Genomic DNA, 20,352 nt, shown 5'->3' on the forward strand with positions numbered 1-20,352 from the left:
TCGATCACGCCATTCCAAGTTTCCAGCACTGCCGCCCCACTATCCGCTGAACTCCGTGGCCAGTGCCTCGGCCTGCCTGAGCACGGTCTTTACCGCTTCTGTTTCAAGGTCAGGCGGGTAGCCATATCGTTTCAGTATCTTCTTCACCGCCAGCCTCATTTTTGCCCGGACATTTTCGCGCCGCCACCAGTCGGCACCGGCATTGTTCCGAACGGTTTTCACAAGCTCAGTGGCGATGACCTGAAGGTCGCTATTGGACATGACTTTGACCGCGCTGTCATTCTGTGCGAGCGCATCATAAAAGGCCCGTTCTTCCGTGGTAAGGCCATCGTCCGGCACCGCCTGAAGGTCTTTTGCTATCTCGATCAGTTCCTGAATTATCTGCAGCGCATCGACACTTCGGTTGTGGTACCGCGCGATTGCGTCTTCGAGACGCTTTGAAAATTCTTCCTTCTTCACCACGTTGGTCCGGGTTCTGGCGCTGATCTCACCGTTCAACAGTTTCTTCAGAGCTTCGACGGCGAGGTTCTTGTGCGTCATGTTCTGAATTTCAATCATGAACTCTTCCGACAAGACGCTGATATCCGGTCTGTCAAATCCGCAGGCCTCCAGAATATCGACGACTTCGGTCGATGCGACGGCGTTGTTGACAAGTTGCTGAATGGCAAAGTCAGAGATGCCATCCTTCTTTCCTGTGCGGTCCACCTCCAGTTTTTCGATGCCGGTCCTGACAGCCGCGAAAAACGCCACTTCAACCGAATATTCGGTCGCTTGCGGGCTTCCAGATGCGAGTTTGAAAGCCTTGACCAGTCCCGCCACCGCATCCTGAAACCGTTTCACGGACGCGCCCTCGTCCTGAACGCCTTTGTCGAGGATGTGTTCAATTGCCGGGGGCAGGATTCTCAACCTGTCTGTCGATGAGCCAGATAATGCCCCAGCGTAGTCGAAGCCGAACAATTGCTGGCGGGCAACATCCAGAGCGTCCAGAAACGCCGTGATGGCTTTTTCTTCGTCTATGCCCGTTTTGGTCTGGTCGGACTTCGAGTAATGCGCCAGCGCTTTTTTGAGGTCTGCGGCGATCCCGATGTAATCGACAACGAGGCCAGCCGGTTTTCCCTTGAACACGCGGTTCACACGGGCAATGGCCTGCATTAGCGTATGCCCCTTCATGGGCTTGTCCACGTAAAGCGTGTGCATGCAGGGCGCATCGAACCCGGTCAGCCACATGTCCCTGACGATGACGAGTTTGAGCGGGTCAGTAGACTCCTTATACCGATTGCGGATGGCTTCCTGTCTTGTCTTCGAGCGGATGTGTGGCTGCATTCCGGGTGGGTCCGATGCGCTGCCCGTCATCACAACCTTCACTTTTCCCGTGTCGTCCGTATCCCCATGCCAGTCCGGATTGGCCGCGACGATGCGATCATAGACCTCCACGCAGATTCTGCGGCTCATGCAAACGATCATGGCCTTTCCGTCTATTGCTTCGATGCGCGCATCGAAGTGTTTCAGGATATCGCCAACAACCGCATCGAGCCTGTGTTCTGCACCCACAAGCGCCTCGACCTGTGACCATTTCCTCGACAGCGCATCTGCTTCAGCATCTTCAAGCTCTTCAGTCACATCATCGAATTCTTCGTCGATCTCGCCAGCGATTTCCTCGTTGATCTCGATCTTCGCAACCCGCGCCTCGTAATAGATCGGAACGGTCGCCCCGTCCTCGACGGCTTGGGTGATGTCGTAGATGTCGATGTAATTCCCGAACACGCTACGGGTATTGGCCCCAACCAGTTCGATGGGCGTTCCCGTAAAGGCGACATAGACCGCATTCGGAAGGGCTTGCCGAAGTTGATAGGCAAGACCGTGTTTCACATCGCCTTCTGTCGTTATCCTGGCATCCAACCCGTACTGCGTGCGATGCGCTTCATCGACCAGGACGATGACGTTCGAGCGATCCGTGACTTCGGGGAATATGTTGCCGGTATCGGGTCTGAACTTCTGTATGGTCGAGAAGATAACGCCTCCGACGTCCCGGTCCAGAAGCGTCTTCAGATCACGGATGCTGTCAGCCTGCACCGGTTCTTCACCCAGAACGTCCTTGCAGCGCGCAAAGGTGGCGAACAACTGGCTGTCGAGGTCGTTGCGGTCGGTCAGAACCAGCAGGGTCGGGTTTTCCAACTTTCGATCATGCATGACCCGTCCGGCCAGAAAGGTCATCAGGAGCGATTTGCCCGAGCCCTGCGTGTGCCAGATCACACCTCCCTTGCCGTCCCTTCCGCGCGCACTGGCGATGGCACCCATCGCTTTTCTTACGGCGAAGAACTGGTGATACCCGGCCACCTTCTTGATCGGCCCCTTGCCCTCATCCTCAAACACCACGTACCAGCGCAGCAGGTCGAGCAGTGTCCGCCGGTTCAACAGACCATGCGCCAGCGTCTCCAACGCAAGGTCCGTCCCTGCCGGGACGAGTGTTTCACCGTCTACTGTTCGCCATGTCATGAACCGGTTCTGGTTGGCTGAAAGCGCGCCATAACGTGCCGTGAAGCCGTCGCTGATGACATTGAGCAGGTTCGTGCGGAACAGGTCGGGAATATCCGCCTTGTAGGTCTCGATCTGGTTAAAGGCCGCTTCGATGTCCTTGCCCTCGGTGCCTTTCAACTCGATCACGATCATGGGCAGGCCGTTGAGGAACAGAACCACATCTGGAATGCGGGGTGACTTGCCGACCACATCCAACTGGTTGACCGCGCGCCAGTCGTTGTTCCGGTCGCTCCAATCGACAAGACGGACAACCACGCCGCGCTCTTCGCCATCTTGCACATGGGTGACTTGCACACCTTCGACCATCAGCCGATGAATGCGATGGTTTTCCTGCACTACATCGGTAGTGAACTTCGCGTCCAGGACTTTGTTTGAGGCGTCCTGCAAGGCCCGTTCAGGCACGTCGGGATTGATGTCCCGCAGGGTGTCCATGAGCACCGGTTCAAGGATGGTGTCGCGGTAACTTTTCCGCAGAGCGGGGGTGGTGTCTGGGGCAAGTTGCGCACCGTGCATCAGTTTACAACCAAGATCGCCCAACTGCTCCATCAGGAAGGCTTCAAGATCGGATTCAGTGGTGAAGGCCATCAGCCATGGTTCTCCCAAGACTTGAAGGCCGTATTCAGTTCCGCGATTGGCCCTTCAAGGGCCGCTCTCAATTTCTGAATGTGGTTTACATGCCAATCCACATATTCAGGCCATTTGTCCCGGTTGAGGCCGTCACATTGAATGCCAAACTGTAGACGGCTGGATTTCTTGTCATCCAGTCTCAACCAGTCGATCTCATGACCGAAAGTTTTTTCGATCTGTTCCTTCTGCTTCTTAAGCCGATCAAAGAGCCATTTGTTCTCCTCAGCGTTCTTTTTGTGGAAAGAGAACTCCACCCGGATTTCAGATTTCGTGAAAATAAATGTATAGTGACAAGACCTCATGCCTGACCCAGCACTCAACCAGTGATCTTTACTGGGATTGATATTCTGATAGAGCGTGTCGCCTTCCTTCTTCAAAGCTTCCAGAGTCATTTCCCAATAGTCACGGCGCAGACTGTGAAGTTCTTTTTGCTCCCCATGGACCCCACGGGCTTCAGATTCCTTCTCGGCCATTCCAATCATGAAATCGGCGGCTTCCGGAGTCGGGATGACGGGTTGGATATCGACAAACAACTCATCTCCGAATGCATAGGGCACCACCTTGAAGCAACGAGCGTCGATCCTGTATTCCCGGAGCCAAAGAACGGTCGCTGTGACTTCCTTCCGGAAGTTCGCGGCCACAAGGAACAACCGCTGTCCGCTTCCTTCGTTGAGGACCACTTCGCCGAGGTCTTCAATTTCAAGGAATTCACATATCGCATTCTGTGCATCATCGCCGCCGCCGCAGTAGCGTTCCAGATATTTCTGATAGATGTCTACGATCTGCGTCATGGTTAAGCTCGACACATAAGCGGTGTATTTCAGAGCCTGCCATGTTACGTCACGACCGCTGTCATCAAGCTTGTTCTCGATCACCACCAACTGCCCGTCCTTGTCGAGTGCCAACAAGTCGAGCCGTTCCCGCGTATCGGCGAAACCGTCGAATTCCTTTTGGATGATCAAAAGGTCTTCACCCAGCGCATCCGGCTGTCCGACCAGCCATTCCTGCAGGTGTTGCCGCTCGCTCAGATTGAGGTCGGAGAAACGTTTCTGTTCAAGTTTCTCAAGGCGGTTCTCGGAGTGATTTACCCGGAACATCAGGCGACTTCCTCCACCTGCTCCTGCGCCTCACCAACGCGCAATTCACCAGACATCAGGCGCGGCAGGAGCGTGTCCCGCATGGTAGCAAGGGTTTGGTTTTCATAGAGCGTCCAGCAGTATTTCTCAAACAATGGGGAAATTGCTTTTCCAAAAGCACTCATAACTCCAGGCGAAGCTATTCGGACAGGAAATGCTGCCAGATCTTTTTTCGTGATGTGCCCAAGACCGGTAGTCTGCTTGTTGCGCGCAATTTCGGCGAACTCGGACATGTAAAACTTGAGCATAGTAAACAGCATAGCTTTGCTCATCTTGCCGTTCGGGCGCATCGCGAAAATATGCTGATTGAGCCAGGCATCTCCGAGCGCCCAGACAAAGGCGTCAATTGAAGTATCCGGATTGCCAGACCAAGAAAACAAAATATCCCCACGCCCGATCCGATATTTCGCACCCAGATCCGTTGCCGTGAATTTCGTGTTTCCCGTGATCCCAGCCTTGAGTTCTGCGATTTTGACTACAGGCAATGCTTCGAGGTTATTCGAAAAGTGCATGTTCTTGTAGGCAGTACCATTCACCCAATCCGATTGATCAATGATCGGCTCTTCAGACCACCCCACGGGCAGCCCATCCTCGCCAAAACCACTGGGAAAGAGCGCGGCGGTTTGCGCATCCATATGCGCGGGCGCGCGGCCCTCGCGCTTGGCATTGACAGGATCAAAGTCCACGAACCACGACCGATACAGCGCCCGCGCCATCTCTTCCAACGTCGCCGAAGTCTTGCGGTTCAGTTCGATCTTGTCGTCCAGCGCCCCGAGGATCGCGGCGATCTCGCGTTGTTCAGTAAGCGATGGAAGGAGTGGTATTTCCAAGGCGCGAATGTCTTTCATGTTGAGATGATGCACTGTCGACCCCGAGGACCGAACCTCAAACTCATGTTGAATGCTCGGAGACAAGAGTAGATAGTGCAAATAGCGCGGGAAAATTCTGTTTCGGTCAGGAGAAATCAGTACCGTCCTTTGCCCGAGAACCGGTGTTTCACCTTCAGGAATGTAACCAACTTCCCCGACTGGAGCCTCACGAGCCAAAATCAAATCACCAGCTTTGGGGACACGCCGCTTGGTCCAGTAATCATAAGTTTTTTGGGAAACCCGATTGGCATTGGCGAAGTCAATTCGACCGTTCTTGATGTCCGTTGTTCTAATTGACGGGAAACCAGCTTCGGACTTTGGCGCAGTCTTATGTTCGCAGTCTACAATGGCTTCACACACTTTGTTGAGAGTGGTCATCCCAACGCCCCCAACCGATCCTCAATCTCCTTCTCAAGCCTCTGCCCCTCGGCAAACTGCTCGCGCAGTTCGCCCATCAGCCGGGTGAACTTCTCTTCAAAAAGTTCGTCGTCCTCTTCGGCCTCACCGGCCCCCACATAGCGACCAGGGGTCAGAACAAAGCCGTGTTTTGCAATCTCGTCCTTGTCCGCAGATTTGCAGAAGCCCGGTACGTCTTCATACGCGCCCGCGTCGGGCTCCCCCCGCCAAGCGTGATAGGCGGTAGCGATACGAGCGATCTCTTGCTCGGACAATTCCTTCTGCTTGCGGCTCCCCTGCACCAGCGCACCCATCTTTCGGGCGTCAATGAATAGAACCTCGCCACGCCGGTCGCGCAGTTCAGTGTCCTTGGCGATACCGTTGGATTTGTCCTTGGCCAGAATCCACAGGCAAGCCGGAATTTGGGTGCCGAAGAACAATTGCCCCGGCAGTGCCACCATGGCATCCACCGCATCGCCCTCAACCAGCGCACGGCGGATGTCGCCTTCACCCCCGGTCATGGATGACATGGAACCGTTGGCCATAACCACGCCACCGACGCCCGAGGTCGAAAGATGGTGATAGATATGCTGAATCCAGCCGAAATTGGCATTGCCCACCGGCGGCGCACCGAACTTCCAGCGCACATCCTCGCGCAGCAACTCGCCCGACCAGTCGGAGATGTTGAAGGGCGGATTGGCAAGGATAAAGTCGAACCGCTCATCGGCAAAAGCGTCCTTGACCAAAGTGCCCTCGGAGTTCCAGCGGATGTCGCCAAAGATGCCCCGGATGGCGAGGTTCATGCGCGCAAGACCATAAGTCGTGTGGTTGCGCTCCTGACCATAGATCGCGATGTCGTTCCTTTGGCCCTTGTGGGCGTCAATGAATTTCTCGGACTGGACGAAGAAGCCACCAGTACCGCAGCAGGGATCATAGACACGGCCCTTTGTGGGCTCGATCATCTCGATCAGTGTATCGACAACGGATTTGGGTGTGTAGAATTCACCGCCCCGCTTCCCCTCAGCCGATGCAAACTCTCCAATGAAGTACTCATAAACACGACCGATCAGGTCGAAGTCCTTGTCGTTACCAGCCAGTTTGAAGTTGGTGAATAAATCCACGAGACCAGATAACATGCCACGATCCATGCTTTCCTTGCCATAGACCTTTGGCAGCGCGCCCTTCAGGCTATCATTGTCGGCCTCGACCGCGCGCATGGCATCGTCAAGCAGGACGCCGATCTCGGGACTCTTGGAGTTTTGCGCCAGATAAGACCAGCGCGCCTTTTCCGGCACCCAGAAGATGTTCTCGGCGAGATATTCATCACGGTCTTCCGCATCCGAAGAAGGGTCTTCGGCCAGTTTGTCATGCAGACGCTGAAAAGACTCAGACACATACCGCAGAAAGATCATCCCAAGCGCCACATGCTTGTATTCGCCGGGGTCCATGTTTCCCCACATCTTGTCCGCTGCGGCGAAGAGGGTTCTTTCGATGCTCATTCTACGGCCTCAAACACTGTCGAACTTAGGCACCTCCGGTTCTGCCGAGAGAGAAGCCGGGGGAGTGAAGCGTTGTCTAAATAAAGACGATCAACACTCGCCGTGAGTCATCGCAGAAAGGCCGGTTTCCGGTCGAATGAGCCATACCGGTTTTCCGAACCGGTATTGGGGGAAGATCGCGCGACCCAAAATCACCCACCTCCAATGTCGCTGACATTCACCAGCGGTGTCGCTATAGAGCCCGACATCTCATCTCCGAACAAATACGGGCCTTAGGCGGGGCAGACCGCGCGGCTCGGTTGCGTAGCGTACACTGATAGCGACGGCTATTTTGCGTTTCAATCCCCTCATGGGCGGGGCAGATCGCGCGATTACAAAACTCAGTGAGAAAGCAAAAGTCGGTGACGTGATGTTTCAATCCCCTCATAGGCGGGGCAGATCGCGCGATTCTGAGCGAGGGCCAGACGGCCACGCTGCGCTGTCCAAGTTTCAATCCCCTCATAGGCGGGGCAGATCGCGCGATTCAACCAGGTTACACAACCTGGAACACTCGGGCCGAGGCCGGTTTCAATCCCCTCATAGGCGGGGCAGATCGCGCGATTACAAGCAACTGGTTCTTCCATCATCCCGAAGAAGTACCAAGTTTCAATCCCCTCATAGGCGGGGCAGATCGCGCGATGGCAAAAAACTGAAAGGTTGAGATCATGGAAATCACAAAAGTTTCAATCCCCTCATAGGCGGGGCAGATCGCGCGATTCACGGAATTCACTCACTTCGTTCGCAAATACGTGATCAGTGTTTCAATCCCCTCATAGGCGGGGCAGATCGCGCGATTCAGGAAGAATAACGCCAAGGACCGGTGGGTCACCTGGGCACCAGTTTCAATCCCCTCATAGGCGGGGCAGATCGCGCGATGAGGACGTGCAGCGGCTACGGTATGACACGGATCAGGGCGGTTTCAATCCCCTCATAGGCGGGGCAGATCGCGCGATTCGGTGATGAGAACGCAAATCGCGGGTAAAGCGGATTTGTGTGTTTCAATCCCCTCATAGGCGGGGCAGATCGCGCGATGTAGTATTTGCCGATCAGGGCACGGAGTTGACCGATGAGTTTCAATCCCCTCATAGGCGGGGCAGATCGCGCGATAGAGAAAAGAACCTGTTGCTGGCAGCACAAATGGGGAAGTTTCAATCCCCTCATAGGCGGGGCAGATCGCGCGATTCCGGGAAGAACTGGTCGCTGATCAAGCAAAAGTTTGGTCAGGTTTCAATCCCCTCATAGGCGGGGCAGATCGCGCGATACAGAATCCCAGTGCAAGGCTCGGGGCATACCCTGGCCAGGTTTCAATCCCCTCATAGGCGGGGCAGATCGCGCGATGAGTCGGAGGGCGAGACCCGTGGCGTGACGATGATCACGGTTTCAATCCCCTCATAGGCGGGGCAGATCGCGCGATACCGCAAGAAAGAGCGTTTCCTCAGGGAGTTAGGGTGGGTTTCAATCCCCTCATAGGCGGGGCAGATCGCGCGATGGCAGTTTCCGCAAAAAACGCGGGCGTAAAAAGGATAGCGTTTCAATCCCCTCATAGGCGGGGCAGATCGCGCGATATCACGCCCGGTAATATTGTCCAGGGGACATTTTCGGTTGGTTTCAATCCCCTCATAGGCGGGGCAGATCGCGCGATGTTGATGTGCCGCTCAGTGATCTTTCTTGTTCATCTTCGTTTCAATCCCCTCATAGGCGGGGCAGATCGCGCGATTCATAATGGTGCTAAAGGGGCTCATAATGGTGCTAAAGGTTTCAATCCCCTCATAGGCGGGGCAGATCGCGCGATTCCTATGAATACAATTTGGTATGTAGTGTTCGACCCTAAGACGTTTCAATCCCCTCATAGGCGGGGCAGATCGCGCGATTCCCCCTGTCAAATTTTCGATTAAATTGCAGTGCATTGCAACCGCTTCTTTCGTAATCAACAAGATTACTGTGCGACACAAAAACTCTATGACTGCAAAATTGCCAAAACAAAAATGAGAAACCATTATAAAATAAGGACTTGCCATTTTTCGTAACCTCCCGGCCTTTGTGGTGAAGTTTTTGGTTACGACTCGCTTTTCAAACAACAAATACATTTTCTTCCCCAATGCGCACATCCCTTAACGATATTCCAAAATACCGTGTCTTTTCATTACATTGTGCACATAATGGATAGACGATCAGGCCGTCTTTGGCGATATCCAGAACGTCTACGATGGCATCCAAACAGTCTTGCATTAGTTTGGCGGTCACGGGAAGTTCAAAGACACTCCCCTGTATTCGGTCGCCATAGGCGTCGAGAATCTGTGCGACCCGCTGGCGTCGCTTGTCATCAGCGATATCATAACAAACGACAAACCGGGTCATTCCGCCCCCCGAAGCAAAAGTGCACGATAGGGCTCATGCCCGCGTATATGGGCGGCAAGCCTGTCAATCTGGCGCCGAAGACCCTGTTCTACAGTGACGCTTTCGTCCAGCCCGGCCATTCGTGTGTCGAGCATCGCCTCCCATTCCCGAAAAAACCGTTTCAGACTATCGCGTTTCAAGCGTATACCCGATGTTTTTGGGTCGGTCTCAAAACAATCTGGTCTGAACTGCCGTCGGTTGCACAGACGCAGCACAAAACGATCAACAAGCGGATGACGGAATTCCTCCATCATGTCGAGCGCGAGGGACGGACGTCCCGACCGCGGTGTATGCAAAACACCCAGATAAGGATCGAAACCACGGGCTTCCAGAATGTTGGCGATCAGGTTTGTCAGTAAAACATAGCCTAGCGACAAAAGCGCGTTTGCCGGATCGGGAGGAGGCCTGCGGCGACGTGTTTCGAATTCGATGTCGCCGGAAAAGGCCAGGCCCAGAACGGAAAAATATCGGGCGGCACCTTCGCCTTCGAACCCGAGAAGCACTTCACGATCTGTCGTGATAGAAATTCGTTCCCGCAAGCGTCCGAGATGTTTAATAGCCTCTGCAAAGCGCGGTTCTCTAGGTCGATTGGATCGGATCGTTGAGAGAAGCGCGACCGCATTGGCGAGTTTCGCATCTATGAAACATCTTCCAAGTTCCATTGCAGAAGCTGTGTTCTCTATAGTTCGGAACTGGTGAAGGCGCAGGTCCGCAGTGCGTGAAAGTTCCGGCACTAACCGCCCGAGCAGAGCACCTCTCCTCGAAATCCAGGAGACAGCAATTCCTTTGTCGAGGCACATGCGTGTTGCCTCAGCTGTCATGTGCACACGCCCAACGAGTCCGATCATTTCAAGCCGGTGAGGCTCCACCTCCAAGAGAAGAGACTTAAGATCATCTTCTCCTTTTTCCGATGATGAGTTGCTTTCTTCACAAGTAACAATTAGTGAACCCGCCCGCCGCCGCACGACCGCGCCCGGTTCGGTAACGTAGAGTGTCGGCACTATGGGACAATCCCAAAACGGTCGGAGCCGATACCTTGCGTCTTATCCGGGCAATCTTTATCAAGCAAAGCCCTGATGCGATCATAGAGTTCAGACAGAGAATTCTCATCAAGATCCGCTACGGAAAAGCCATGTATGAGTATGCTATAATTTCTGGCGATGGTTTTGACTGTTACCCCATTATTTTGATCAAAATTCAACAGGTCTTTTCCCAAGGGATCACCCAGTCTTTTCAAAAACCGGGCGCTTAACATTCGCGATGCTTTCAAAACCTCCCTATTATTTTCTTTTTTGATACCAAAATCCTCGGAACCCTTTTTCTGGAGATATTTGCGAAATTCTCTTACATCCAAGTCTTCCGGATCAATTTGGGCACTGTCGTAACCCCTGTCGAACAGCCGTATCTGGCCAACCAATTCCACGATCCGATAAGCACGCAAGAGTGCGTCTTCAAACTGGTGGTGAGCGATGCGCCTAACCCCATTGGCCAAGAGGTCAGCGACCACCCTACGCAACCATTCAGCCATATCGGCGTGTTTGTCCTGATCTGGCCGGGCTGCCAGTCTTTTGACACAGGTAACTTCTTGATCGAGAGCCTCAGCATCCTGCTTACACAGTTTTTTCGAGCATCTGACTGCTTCCTCGTAATCGAGCCTGTCCCAGGCCGACCAAAAAGTGGCAAGACGACGCAATCGATTTATTTCTCTATGGAATTCTTCCGGTACTAGTGCTGCGGCTATCTTTGAGCCGTCCACATCGGGCAGAATCTGGAGTACGCCAGCAAAGGCACCACTGCGCATCAAGCGCAACGCATCGTCAATCTGACGTTGCATTGTAGCGCGCCCGGTTGCAACCTCACTGACTTCCTCCTTGCCAGCAAGGACCATGCCGCGATTGTCTCGCGCACCTTGAATATAGCGCAGCTTGGGTATTTGGTGCCGCACGGCCGCCATTACCAGAGCGGCACTCATAGCCTTGGTTCCGCGCGTAAAGTCCGGGGTTATAGACTTGGCTTCATATCCCATTTCGAGGAGTTCAGTCAGCACTCTGTCGAAATGACTGAAACAGACATCGGCATCATTTTCCTGACCCTCTTCAGGCAATGGCTTGATTTGAATCGAGTACCCGACCATTCGGTCTTTGAAGTTGCGCGCATTCTCTTCGGTCATAGTAGATGGCAGAAGGACTGCTTCATTCCAATTTCCGGTGTTCAGGCTTTTTTCCAGCGGTTGGAACAGAGTTTCTTCCAACTTGTCCATGTTGCCAGTGCCAACAGTAAGCACCAGAACTTCGGCAGATGATTTCATTTGCGCCTCCTTCTTCTCTGGCGATTACGTGTGGCTAAGCGTTTTAATTTCTCTATTATTTCGGGCGTTGGCCATTGGAATGATGCGTTCTTGGGATTCGGGATTTTCACAATAAGTGTGACTTTTTGCCCTGATTTTGCATCATCTGGCACAGACGGGTTGTTCTCAATGTTACCGATTATTCCTGTACTTATTTCTTTCGCTTTCCAGCCGCCATTTTTGGTTTTCTCGACAAGAAGTTCGGCATCAATCTCTTGCCCTGATTTAAGTTGATGTTTGGGCTCCATTGAGTGCGGTCGTTTTAGAGGGGGCCTCGCATCCCTTTTGTGTTGAGATACTTCGCGGTCTAATTCACTTTCTGCAAATTCGGACAAGTCCTTTAAAATTCCCAAAGTTGCTTCTTTGTCAGTCGATTTATATCCAGCAAAAGCGATCAGTCGAATTGTCAGGCATTTGTCGTCCCCAGCGTTCAAACTCCAATGCACAGGCGATGCGAGACGATCATTGTTATTTCCACGCGGCAGGCCGAGCATCTCGCGGTCGGATTTCTCCAATGTCTTTACAAAACGCTGATAGACTTGCCCCACACGGTCGAGTGCGAACCAATAATCCTTCGCTTTCCAGGGCGTTTCAATCTCAACAGGCCCAATCCGCGTTTCAAGGGCGGAAGTGCCAGTTCCATAACCATCTTGCGATTCAATCGAGCAGCATTCCCGCAATTCCCTGCCAACCGCACAGCAATCTTCAATACTGTCAATTCCCTCAACGGAAACATCCCCAAAGGAACCAAACCCTTTGCGGGATTTCGAGCCTACACCGCCAAATCGAGCCAGCAACCAAAGGGCAGCCTCGGCCTGCCGCATAACCAAAGTAGCGGGTATTTTTATCTCGGCTTGATTTTTTTCAGGATTTGTTGGCCAGCAGGTTTCACGAGAGGTCAGGGTAATATCCCAGCTATCGTCTGGATGACGATACCATCTCTCTTTTGAATTTCGCTCATCCATTCCATATGACGCGTAGAACAAGCCCTGAACTGTCTTACTATCCTTAGGTTTGGGAAGAGATAAGTCTTGTTTTATCTTATTCTTTTCGTAACGCTCAGCCTCCGCATTTCTGCTACCCGCCCGAAGTGAAAGGCTGACTGCACTGCCGCGTTGCGTATCGCCCCAAATCAAGGCCTCGAGTTGTGCCAAATCTCGGCTACTCAAATGCTTCGCGTGCGTAGTGCGCCACCACCAGCGCAAAAGGCCTCGCAGGCTGGCTGGTCGCAGATCACAATCGGCCTGATCCTGTTTTGCCCCTGCCAGAAACGCGGGGGAAGCCAATGTCAGGCGATGTTCACGTCGTAAATAATCGTCTGGAAGGTCAGGTATATGACGGTCCAAGAGATCGGGTAGGAGTGGCTCGATCCGTCCATAGCCCGCTGCAGTTTTTGCGCCGACCCCTGCGTATTCCAGTGCTGCGCACATCCAACCGACAACCTGTTCAAGCAGGCCGTCTCTGGCATGCAGTCGATCCGACAAAGCGAACTCGAACTCGGTTTTGCTTGCGACAATGAGAAAATACACTGGTTTCGGATTTTCCCAATCCCCCGGTGGTTTTTTCTCTGTCCCTTCGTCGTAGTATTCCGAATGGTGGGAGTTCACGATGTCGCACGCGAGTTTCGGCCATCGGACTGGCCAGGCATCGTGAAAGATAACCCGCCCTGCCGCACCTTGCGTTCCGAATGCCTCGTTAATCCTATCCTCTGCAGCCTGTTGGTCCGGCTCACCTGGTTTCCAGGCCGTTTCCGCCCAAGCGCGCGTCATGCCCTTGAGACCCGTACCCGGCAACCAAGCAAAACCGTAAATCGGATGAAGTGCAACTCCCGCATTCTCCAGTGCGTTGGCTCGGGCGAGATGCAGGGTCAGTGATCCTGTCGTCTGGCCATGAAAGCGCCATACGCCAAAAGCGTCCAAAGCGGCGATGCGACGCTCAAGCAGAGTCTTCAGAAGTTCGTTATCTCCTGTGCAGGCACAAACTGCATTAATCGCCTTGATCTGTTCTTGTTGGTCCTCTGCCCAGGAAAGCTTGTCAAGTTTAAGGCCCGGATGTCGGTTTACATCCGATACCTTGGTAAGTAATTCGATTGCTGTCTTTGGCAAACAAAGGTTCGGACTCGTTGTCATGGCCCAGACTTCCCCTGCTTATCCTCACGGGCAATTTCGGCCTCTGCAAACCGTGAAAGCCATCGCAGGTAGGCCAGCGCCTCTTCCGTCGCTCGGCGCAACCAATCTGCGTCATTTTCGATAATCTGTCTGATCAGTTGTCCGCCAGCATCCTCATGTTTGGGTCCAAATGTTGAGGCCGCCCTCCCACTTTTCAGGGTTGCCAATACCCATTTCGCAACGTCATCAGCAGCAGATTTACCCACCCCGCACTTTGCATTCGCAAAAGCGATGGCATGGCCAAGCCCCGCCGTCGCAATGCGCACGGGCAATCGCTTGGCCTCCCGACTGTAATCCTTCGCAGATTTTGCTCTCTGCACCGCATCCCAGGCATGGCGTGCCCGGCGTTGCTCCAATGTTTGAAGTGTCTTCATTGTGCCACTTCCTTGGCCTGCAGGCGCACCGCGCAAAGACCTTTGCCAAGCGTTGCGTTGCCGCCGATTTGCAGCGTTTCAGGCATCGCTTCGTTTAGCCGCTCAAGAATTTCAGCAGCCTTGGTACGATCCTTACTGCGGCGGCTATCGGTAGACGTGACCAGAGCATAGAAAAGTGTTTCCGGCGGTAAATGCTCTTCCCAGAACAACGCACCGTCTTTAACGGTTCGTGTGTCAGCATCCAATCCAATCCGAGCAGCAACTTCTGTCGCATGGCGCGCAAAATGGCCAAAAGCGTCATCCGCTAAAATAGCAAGATTAGACCGCATCCGAGCTGCGGTCGGCCCGTCGGCGATGGCATTTTCTGCAATCCAATTCGCGACCTCTGGAGCAGCGCCTGTTCGCTTGAAATCGAACTCTTCCAGCAACATTCCATCTTCGTCGATCAACAGGGGACTGTCTTTGGGACACAATATAGAGTTACCCTGAATATCCCATTGGTTCGAATTTAGTTCATTGGTGGTGTTTGCAATACTAAGGTCGCGCCCCAGACGATCAAGCACAGCGGGACAGGTTGTCCAGGCAAAAACGCCCTTGAGTGAACGAACCGGAAAGGCCAGAATTCGCGCGTCGGAAATCGAGATTGCTCCAGCATGATCGGACGCATTGCCCGTCTTGGGGCCAAAGGCTGTCTGCACCCAATCCATCCCCGCCGCGTGGGTTGCAGCACGCAAGACGCCCTTGAGGGTTGAGCCAGGAATTGTTGGCCATTGGGTATGTCGCTCCCGCTGGACCGGCAAATCCACCACATCAAGTGCTGTACCGCTGCCGGGATGGGTTGCGGTCAGGCAATGAATGAACATGAGCGTCGTTTCAGAGGTTGGAGGCATGATGCCAGACTCCTTCGCAATATTCACCCCAGCCAAGCGAGGTATCATGAATGTCACCAAGGCCAGAACCCTGCGACCTTTTGCTGTTGGGGGACAAAAAATAGACAGAACCCGCCTTGACTGAAAAGCGCGTCGGCTTTGGCCCTCCTCGCGCCAGATCCCATCCCGAAACAGGGACATGACCGGGAACCGCCGCAGACAGTAGATCAAGACCGGAAGGGTGCCAGCCGTTCAGTAAGGCTGGCGTTATGAGCACGAGACACCGCCCGTTTTCTGGATTCTGTGCTGGTTCGGCACACGCGGTGAGTGGGCCGTCCTTCCGATTACAGCTTGTCACGGCTACTTGTCGCCCTTCGCCTCCAAAAGGCAGCAATCTGCACTCATCTTGTCTCGGCAGCAGGTCGAGCGCCTCGGTTGGCCCTTCAACTTGCGCCCAAAACCGCATACCGGACCGCAAAACCAACCGCCGCGTCGCATAGATCATCCCCTCTTGAGTTGTCCCGATGTCGGGATCAATGGCGATGCCGGTGCGGTCTTCGAAACCATAAAGATCATCTGACGAAACAAGTTCGTCCGATTTTGGCGTTTTGCCCGAGAGAAAGGCAGACAAACCCTCACTAGTTATCCATATCTCGTCGAGAGGCTTTAATATGCTTTTGTCTCGTGTCCAAAGTGGCACCATGTCTTGAGCGTTCGGTTGCCAACCGGGAAGAGACTGACTGGCACATAGCGGATCAAGTCGGACAATTTTATCTTCGGCACCTTCTTTGATTGAGTGACGCAGCGTGGCCGGTGCCGAATAAAACAGCCTGTCCTGCTTACCGATGTCATTTTTCCGCCCGAGATACGGCCCTCGGAAATTTGTTTTGGCAATCTGCTCGCCGAGGCTGCCGCCTACTTGCCTTGCTGCTGCTTCAAACCTGTGACCGTTCCGGATACAATCACCCAACCGAGCGAAATCAATGTCGGCACACCGCAGCATTTCAGTTCGCAGGGCACCAGCAAGAACTTGTGGATTCGGCAGGCCTGATATTGCTCTTGAGGCCGGATCAAACGGTCTCCCGTCGCGGAAGAAAAGCGTATCGACCGGTTCCAGACAAAGCCAGAATCGTTTAAGTTTCACAAGGCCTTGATCCAATTCAGTCATCGCGCCCTCGCGCGATAAAAGCCGCTCCCTGACACAGCGCCGTGAAATCGGAAAGCCACTCTTCGAAATTTGGGTGTTGATTCCCTTTGACACGGCGATGTCGGGTGTTGCTGTATGTTTGCCACCATCCCGAAACACGCGCACCCAATCCTTCCGTCCCGCCATCGGCATGAGCCGGTTCAAATTTTTCTGAGCGATTTCCGAGACGCCTAATCTCCGCCGCAATCAATTCACTTGGCATATCTGTTGCAGAGAGCACCGGCAGCACAGCCCGCAGGCGATAGGCCCACCGATTGCTTGCACCTTCAGCAAAATCACAGATCAAAGCGTCGAACCATTCCGATCCGTTCCAATCAATCAGCGCCTTGGAATGCTCACCGGAGCGGCGCATGAAACGCAGTGCCAGCGCGTCCTTACCATCGTTCTTGACGTGCGCCTCGGCCTCACGGGCGGCAGCAAGCGCCAGCCGAAGATCCTCCTTGTAATGTACGAATGCCACTCCAGCGGATATGGTCGCCTGTTCGCCCATACCCGGTGCGTCCGGGCCGTCTCCAAACTGATAGGCGTTGCGCAATGAGCGTGCGCAAGCGATGGCCCGTCGTGCGGGGAGCAAGGCCAGCAGGTCGTCACCACCCGAATAGATCAGCGTTCCCGCATGGTCTTCGACGATTTTCGGAGCGGTACGGGTCGCAAAACGTCCAAGAACACCACTGATGGCAGCATGTAGCGCAGGTCCCACCGGTCGGCGCGTTTCAAATGCTGTTTTAACATTTGGATTGCCAATTTGCTCGAACCAATCGCGCATCTTCGGGTGCATGACATCCCGAACTTTAGGCATATGCTGGCCCCGCAACCAACCACCCAGATCGTCGCCATCCATCATCAGAATGGCATAATAGGAGGGTGGCGCTCTCTTATTTGCACACGCGTCTTTCAACCTGTCCAAAAGATCGGAGGGTGCACGATCCTCTCCATCACTTTCGAGAGCCGCGTCGCTTTCGTGCAGCCAGCGACCGTTCCACTTATCCAATTCTCGCCATTTGATACCGGTGTGGCGTAACCAATCCTCTGCTGCAACCGTGGCCGTGTCCGGAAACGGCTTGTTTTCTTCCAAGCCCAAACGGCTCGTCAAATAGACTGGCATTGCGAAACGTTTGGTCAGGGCGACGGACGAAAACCGCTCGCCTTTACGCAACCTAACACCTTTGCAACGCCATTTTTTGTAAGCGTCTTTCCAAAACCGCTCTGCCGTCGAAAAATCTGCCGGGCCAATCTGTTCGAACGACCCCAAAAGGCTGCATTTTGGAGGAACACGTTCCGCGTTCTCAGTAGGTGGCACAACCGGAACGTGGCGGACCATGCGCGCCGCCTCCATGATGCGCGCCGACAAGTCAAGTTGAGCCTGCCATCGCCCTGCCGATTTTTGGTCGTAGCCGGGGCGGGCCGATCCTGGTATGGCGTCAGCTAGAGATCTAACCTTGGCAGCCTCCGGCCAAACATTCTCAAAGCTCTCACTCCCAAGCAAGTTGGCCATGGCCCGTTCGTCAAGATCGCGTTCCGGTACAACCGTGGTGTGAAAATCAAAAACCGCTTCGACTTGCTGTTCCCAGCGTCTGTCCCAATCGGCAAATTCGGCATTCGCCTTGTCAGCAAGCATTGTGCGAACACTCTCCGACAATTCAAGCCATTCTTTCTGTGCAGACTGTTTACAACAATCCGCAAACGCCTTTGCTATCGCTCCATCATTCCCGTATGGAACCAGAGCCAGAAAACGATGTGGCAACGAAGGACTCCGACGAGCCCGATTGTCCGGTTTAGGTGTGTTGGTGACACCGGCTTCTTCACGGAGCCACATGTCCATAAGAGGATTACCGCGAAGCGTCGGGTACACGAATGCCGTTGGGCCAAGGTTTTCAAGGATCGGACGCATTGCGGCAAACGCAATACACGACAGAATGACACTGCCCGTCCACAGGTCACGCAAAGATCTCGCCGCCGCAATAAATGGTTGTACCGGACCAAGTGCAAATGACAGAAAAGCCCGACCGCTGGTACCATCTTCGATACTTGCCCATATGCCAGCCGTAATATCTGCGTGATGGATTAGGGAATGGTCTGGAACGCGCGTATCTGCTGGCAAAGCGTTTAGAGGAAAACCGATCTGATCTGCCAACATCCGCCAGAGCGCGAGAAAGCGGGTTTTGGGTACTTCGTCCAATTCGCGCACGATGTTGTCAATCGAATTGATGATGGATGCTTCGTCGAGTGACGGGCATACCAGTGCAATTTGCTTGCCGCTCATCGGATGTACCGTCCTCAGGCTTCGGTTCTCCGGGCCAACCGCTCGTTCGCCTTTTATACCAGCCGTCGGCATGGGCAGGCGTTCGGAAATCGCTGCCAATTGATCCGCCAGACCCGCATCCCGATCTGGAAACATCGGTTGATCTGCATCACCCCAGAGCGCCGCTGCCGTGTAGCGCCTTGCTCTGGCTTCGTGCCCCTTGATGTCGAGCGCTTTATCGATCGGATCGTGCATCCACACACGAAGAAGAGTTTCCCAATCTGTTTCCTTCAATTGCGTCATTGAGTTTGCAGACTTCGAAGTTTTAAATTCCCGAGTCCAAAAACCGTCCCCTTACCCAAATGAGTCCATTCGCAAGCCGCCAAAAGAGGCCGGAATGGTCCGGCTCCTTCGGGCAAATCGAGCCAGCCTGTTACCCCACGCATTTCAACCCTGTTCTTCTGCCGCCCAGACCAACGAACCAAATCCTGTTGTTGGCCATACCAGTTGGACACAGGCAATCGTCTTGCGGCCTCCAGCGCCCGCGCTGAAAGACGCATATTGAAAGAGACTGAAGACACCGCGTATAAACGTCGCAAACCCGCTACCGCCATATCCACAAAAGACGGCACATTAACCAGCTTCCCACGACGCAGAATCCTGAGCGGCGCATCGAAATCGAGTCTAAGCCCATCACTGTTTGATACGTCTCGCAAAAGACAGCTTACCGCGTCACTTGCCGGCCACGTTTGCGGTTCACGAACTTGCCTGCCATCCGGAAGTACCCCGCACACTTTCCGTACCCGAAAAGGCTCCCGCCATTTACCAAGCCCGGCTTTGGTGGCCAATTCAAAAGCTTCAAGTGCAACATTATCATACCTGCACGCTTTACCTAGAAGAAGCAATTCAATCGCAGGCGCAAAGTCGGGGTTGGGAGGGGCCGGGCGCATAACATAGAGCGGCAAGTTCAAGCGCCCGAAGTTAGGTGTCATGTTGGGGCGGTATCCTTCGAACATAATTTCATAAGCCGACAGGTCAAGATCGCGCAGTGCGCACCCCCATACTCCACGCAACATAGGGACTGTTGCGCGGACAGACCCCGTATCCAAAAGAATTCGGAATGCGCAGATGCTCAACCCTCCGGTTAGGGCGAAAATCTCTTTCTCAATCTTGCTCTCGTCCAATGGACACGCTCCAGTCTTTCAATCATCAATGAGCATGCAGCCTTTTAAACTGTCCAATCCCATATTCCGGTTTTAACTGCCAAGAGCCGTAACTTGAGTTGAATACAGGCCTCTGATCGAAATCTCATACGCTGTTTCTCGTATGCTGACCTTGAGGCTGAAAGGCAGAATCAAGAACCATTAGGCTTGTCTGACTACCTTAGACTTCAGCGTAATGGTCCGGTTTGCAAAAACGGATGACGTGATCTCAAAGGAAAACTTCGTATGAGTTGCGAAGCTCAACCTTGGTCTTGTAGTATGTAGTCACTTTGACGCATTAATGGGCGCGACATCATGGACCTGTCTGATCCCAGCGCAGCGAAGACGATCCCCCGTCCAAAGCGACGGACTGGCTGCGTGACCCTTAGAACGCCACCCTCCAACTTCTATCCCCTCTGATGCTGTCCGGCCCGCGTCCGCT

Annotated in this window: 13 protein-coding genes and 1 CRISPR repeat array; all 13 genes read right to left on the minus strand. The window is 53.8% G+C overall.

Features of this window, described 5'->3' with window-relative positions:
- Nucleotides 1-39: 39 nt before the first annotated feature.
- Nucleotides 40-3,123 (minus strand): type I restriction endonuclease subunit R, encoded by a 3,084-nt coding sequence (locus ACP0GE_RS06960; RefSeq protein WP_424831259.1) that lies wholly within the window; start codon nucleotides 3,121-3,123, stop codon nucleotides 40-42.
- Nucleotides 3,123-4,262, minus strand: a complete 1,140-nt coding sequence (locus ACP0GE_RS06965) for a DUF4268 domain-containing protein (RefSeq protein ID WP_424831260.1) — start codon at nucleotides 4,260-4,262, stop codon at nucleotides 3,123-3,125. Before ACP0GE_RS06965 ends, ACP0GE_RS06960 begins: the two co-directional genes overlap by 1 nt.
- Nucleotides 4,262-5,548 (minus strand): restriction endonuclease subunit S, encoded by a 1,287-nt coding sequence (locus ACP0GE_RS06970; RefSeq protein WP_424831261.1) that lies wholly within the window; start codon nucleotides 5,546-5,548, stop codon nucleotides 4,262-4,264. The genes ACP0GE_RS06965 and ACP0GE_RS06970 overlap by 1 nt, the downstream gene beginning before the upstream one ends.
- Nucleotides 5,545-7,065 (minus strand): N-6 DNA methylase, encoded by a 1,521-nt coding sequence (locus ACP0GE_RS06975; protein ID WP_424831262.1) that lies wholly within the window; start codon nucleotides 7,063-7,065, stop codon nucleotides 5,545-5,547. Before ACP0GE_RS06975 ends, ACP0GE_RS06970 begins: the two co-directional genes overlap by 4 nt.
- A gap of 335 nt (nucleotides 7,066-7,400) precedes the next feature.
- Nucleotides 7,401-8,975: direct repeats of the CRISPR family, unit length 37 nt; unit sequence GTTTCAATCCCCTCATAGGCGGGGCAGATCGCGCGAT.
- Between the two features lie 199 nt (nucleotides 8,976-9,174).
- Complete coding sequence (gene cas2, locus ACP0GE_RS06980; protein WP_424831263.1) at nucleotides 9,175-9,462, minus strand: CRISPR-associated endonuclease Cas2; 288 nt, start codon at nucleotides 9,460-9,462, stop codon at nucleotides 9,175-9,177.
- Nucleotides 9,459-10,502, minus strand: a complete 1,044-nt coding sequence (gene cas1 / locus ACP0GE_RS06985) for a CRISPR-associated endonuclease Cas1 (RefSeq protein ID WP_424831264.1) — start codon at nucleotides 10,500-10,502, stop codon at nucleotides 9,459-9,461. The genes cas2 and cas1 overlap by 4 nt, the downstream gene beginning before the upstream one ends.
- Nucleotides 10,502-11,809, minus strand: a complete 1,308-nt coding sequence (locus tag ACP0GE_RS06990) for a TIGR02710 family CRISPR-associated CARF protein (RefSeq protein WP_424831265.1) — start codon at nucleotides 11,807-11,809, stop codon at nucleotides 10,502-10,504. Before ACP0GE_RS06990 ends, cas1 begins: the two co-directional genes overlap by 1 nt.
- The gene (gene cmr6, locus ACP0GE_RS06995; RefSeq protein WP_424831266.1) at nucleotides 11,806-13,977 is read right to left on the minus strand and encodes a type III-B CRISPR module RAMP protein Cmr6; all 2,172 of its coding nucleotides are present in this window, start codon (nucleotides 13,975-13,977) and stop codon (nucleotides 11,806-11,808) included. Before cmr6 ends, ACP0GE_RS06990 begins: the two co-directional genes overlap by 4 nt.
- Nucleotides 13,974-14,390: a type III-B CRISPR module-associated protein Cmr5 gene (gene cmr5, locus ACP0GE_RS07000; RefSeq protein ID WP_424831267.1), complete on the minus strand. Its 417-nt coding sequence runs from the start codon at nucleotides 14,388-14,390 to the stop codon at nucleotides 13,974-13,976. The genes cmr6 and cmr5 overlap by 4 nt, the downstream gene beginning before the upstream one ends.
- Entirely contained in the window at nucleotides 14,387-15,280 is an 894-nt protein-coding gene (gene cmr4, locus ACP0GE_RS07005; RefSeq protein WP_424831268.1) for a type III-B CRISPR module RAMP protein Cmr4, read from the minus strand. Before cmr4 ends, cmr5 begins: the two co-directional genes overlap by 4 nt.
- Complete coding sequence (locus ACP0GE_RS07010; RefSeq protein ID WP_424831269.1) at nucleotides 15,264-16,427, minus strand: type III-B CRISPR module-associated Cmr3 family protein; 1,164 nt, start codon at nucleotides 16,425-16,427, stop codon at nucleotides 15,264-15,266. Before ACP0GE_RS07010 ends, cmr4 begins: the two co-directional genes overlap by 17 nt.
- A complete protein-coding gene (gene cas10, locus ACP0GE_RS07015) occupies nucleotides 16,420-19,011 on the minus strand; it encodes a type III-B CRISPR-associated protein Cas10/Cmr2 (protein WP_424831270.1) in 2,592 nt (863 codons plus the stop codon). The genes ACP0GE_RS07010 and cas10 overlap by 8 nt, the downstream gene beginning before the upstream one ends.
- Nucleotides 19,008-19,892 carry a CRISPR system precrRNA processing endoribonuclease RAMP protein Cas6 gene (gene cas6, locus ACP0GE_RS07020; protein WP_424831271.1) on the minus strand — a complete coding sequence of 295 codons (885 nt, stop codon included), beginning with the start codon at nucleotides 19,890-19,892 and terminating at the stop codon, nucleotides 19,008-19,010. Before cas6 ends, cas10 begins: the two co-directional genes overlap by 4 nt.
- Nucleotides 19,893-20,352: the final 460 nt, after the last annotated feature.

The sequence above is a fragment of the Ruegeria sp. genome, from assembly GCF_965243365.1.
In the GTDB taxonomy this organism is placed as follows: domain Bacteria; phylum Pseudomonadota; class Alphaproteobacteria; order Rhodobacterales; family Rhodobacteraceae; genus Ruegeria.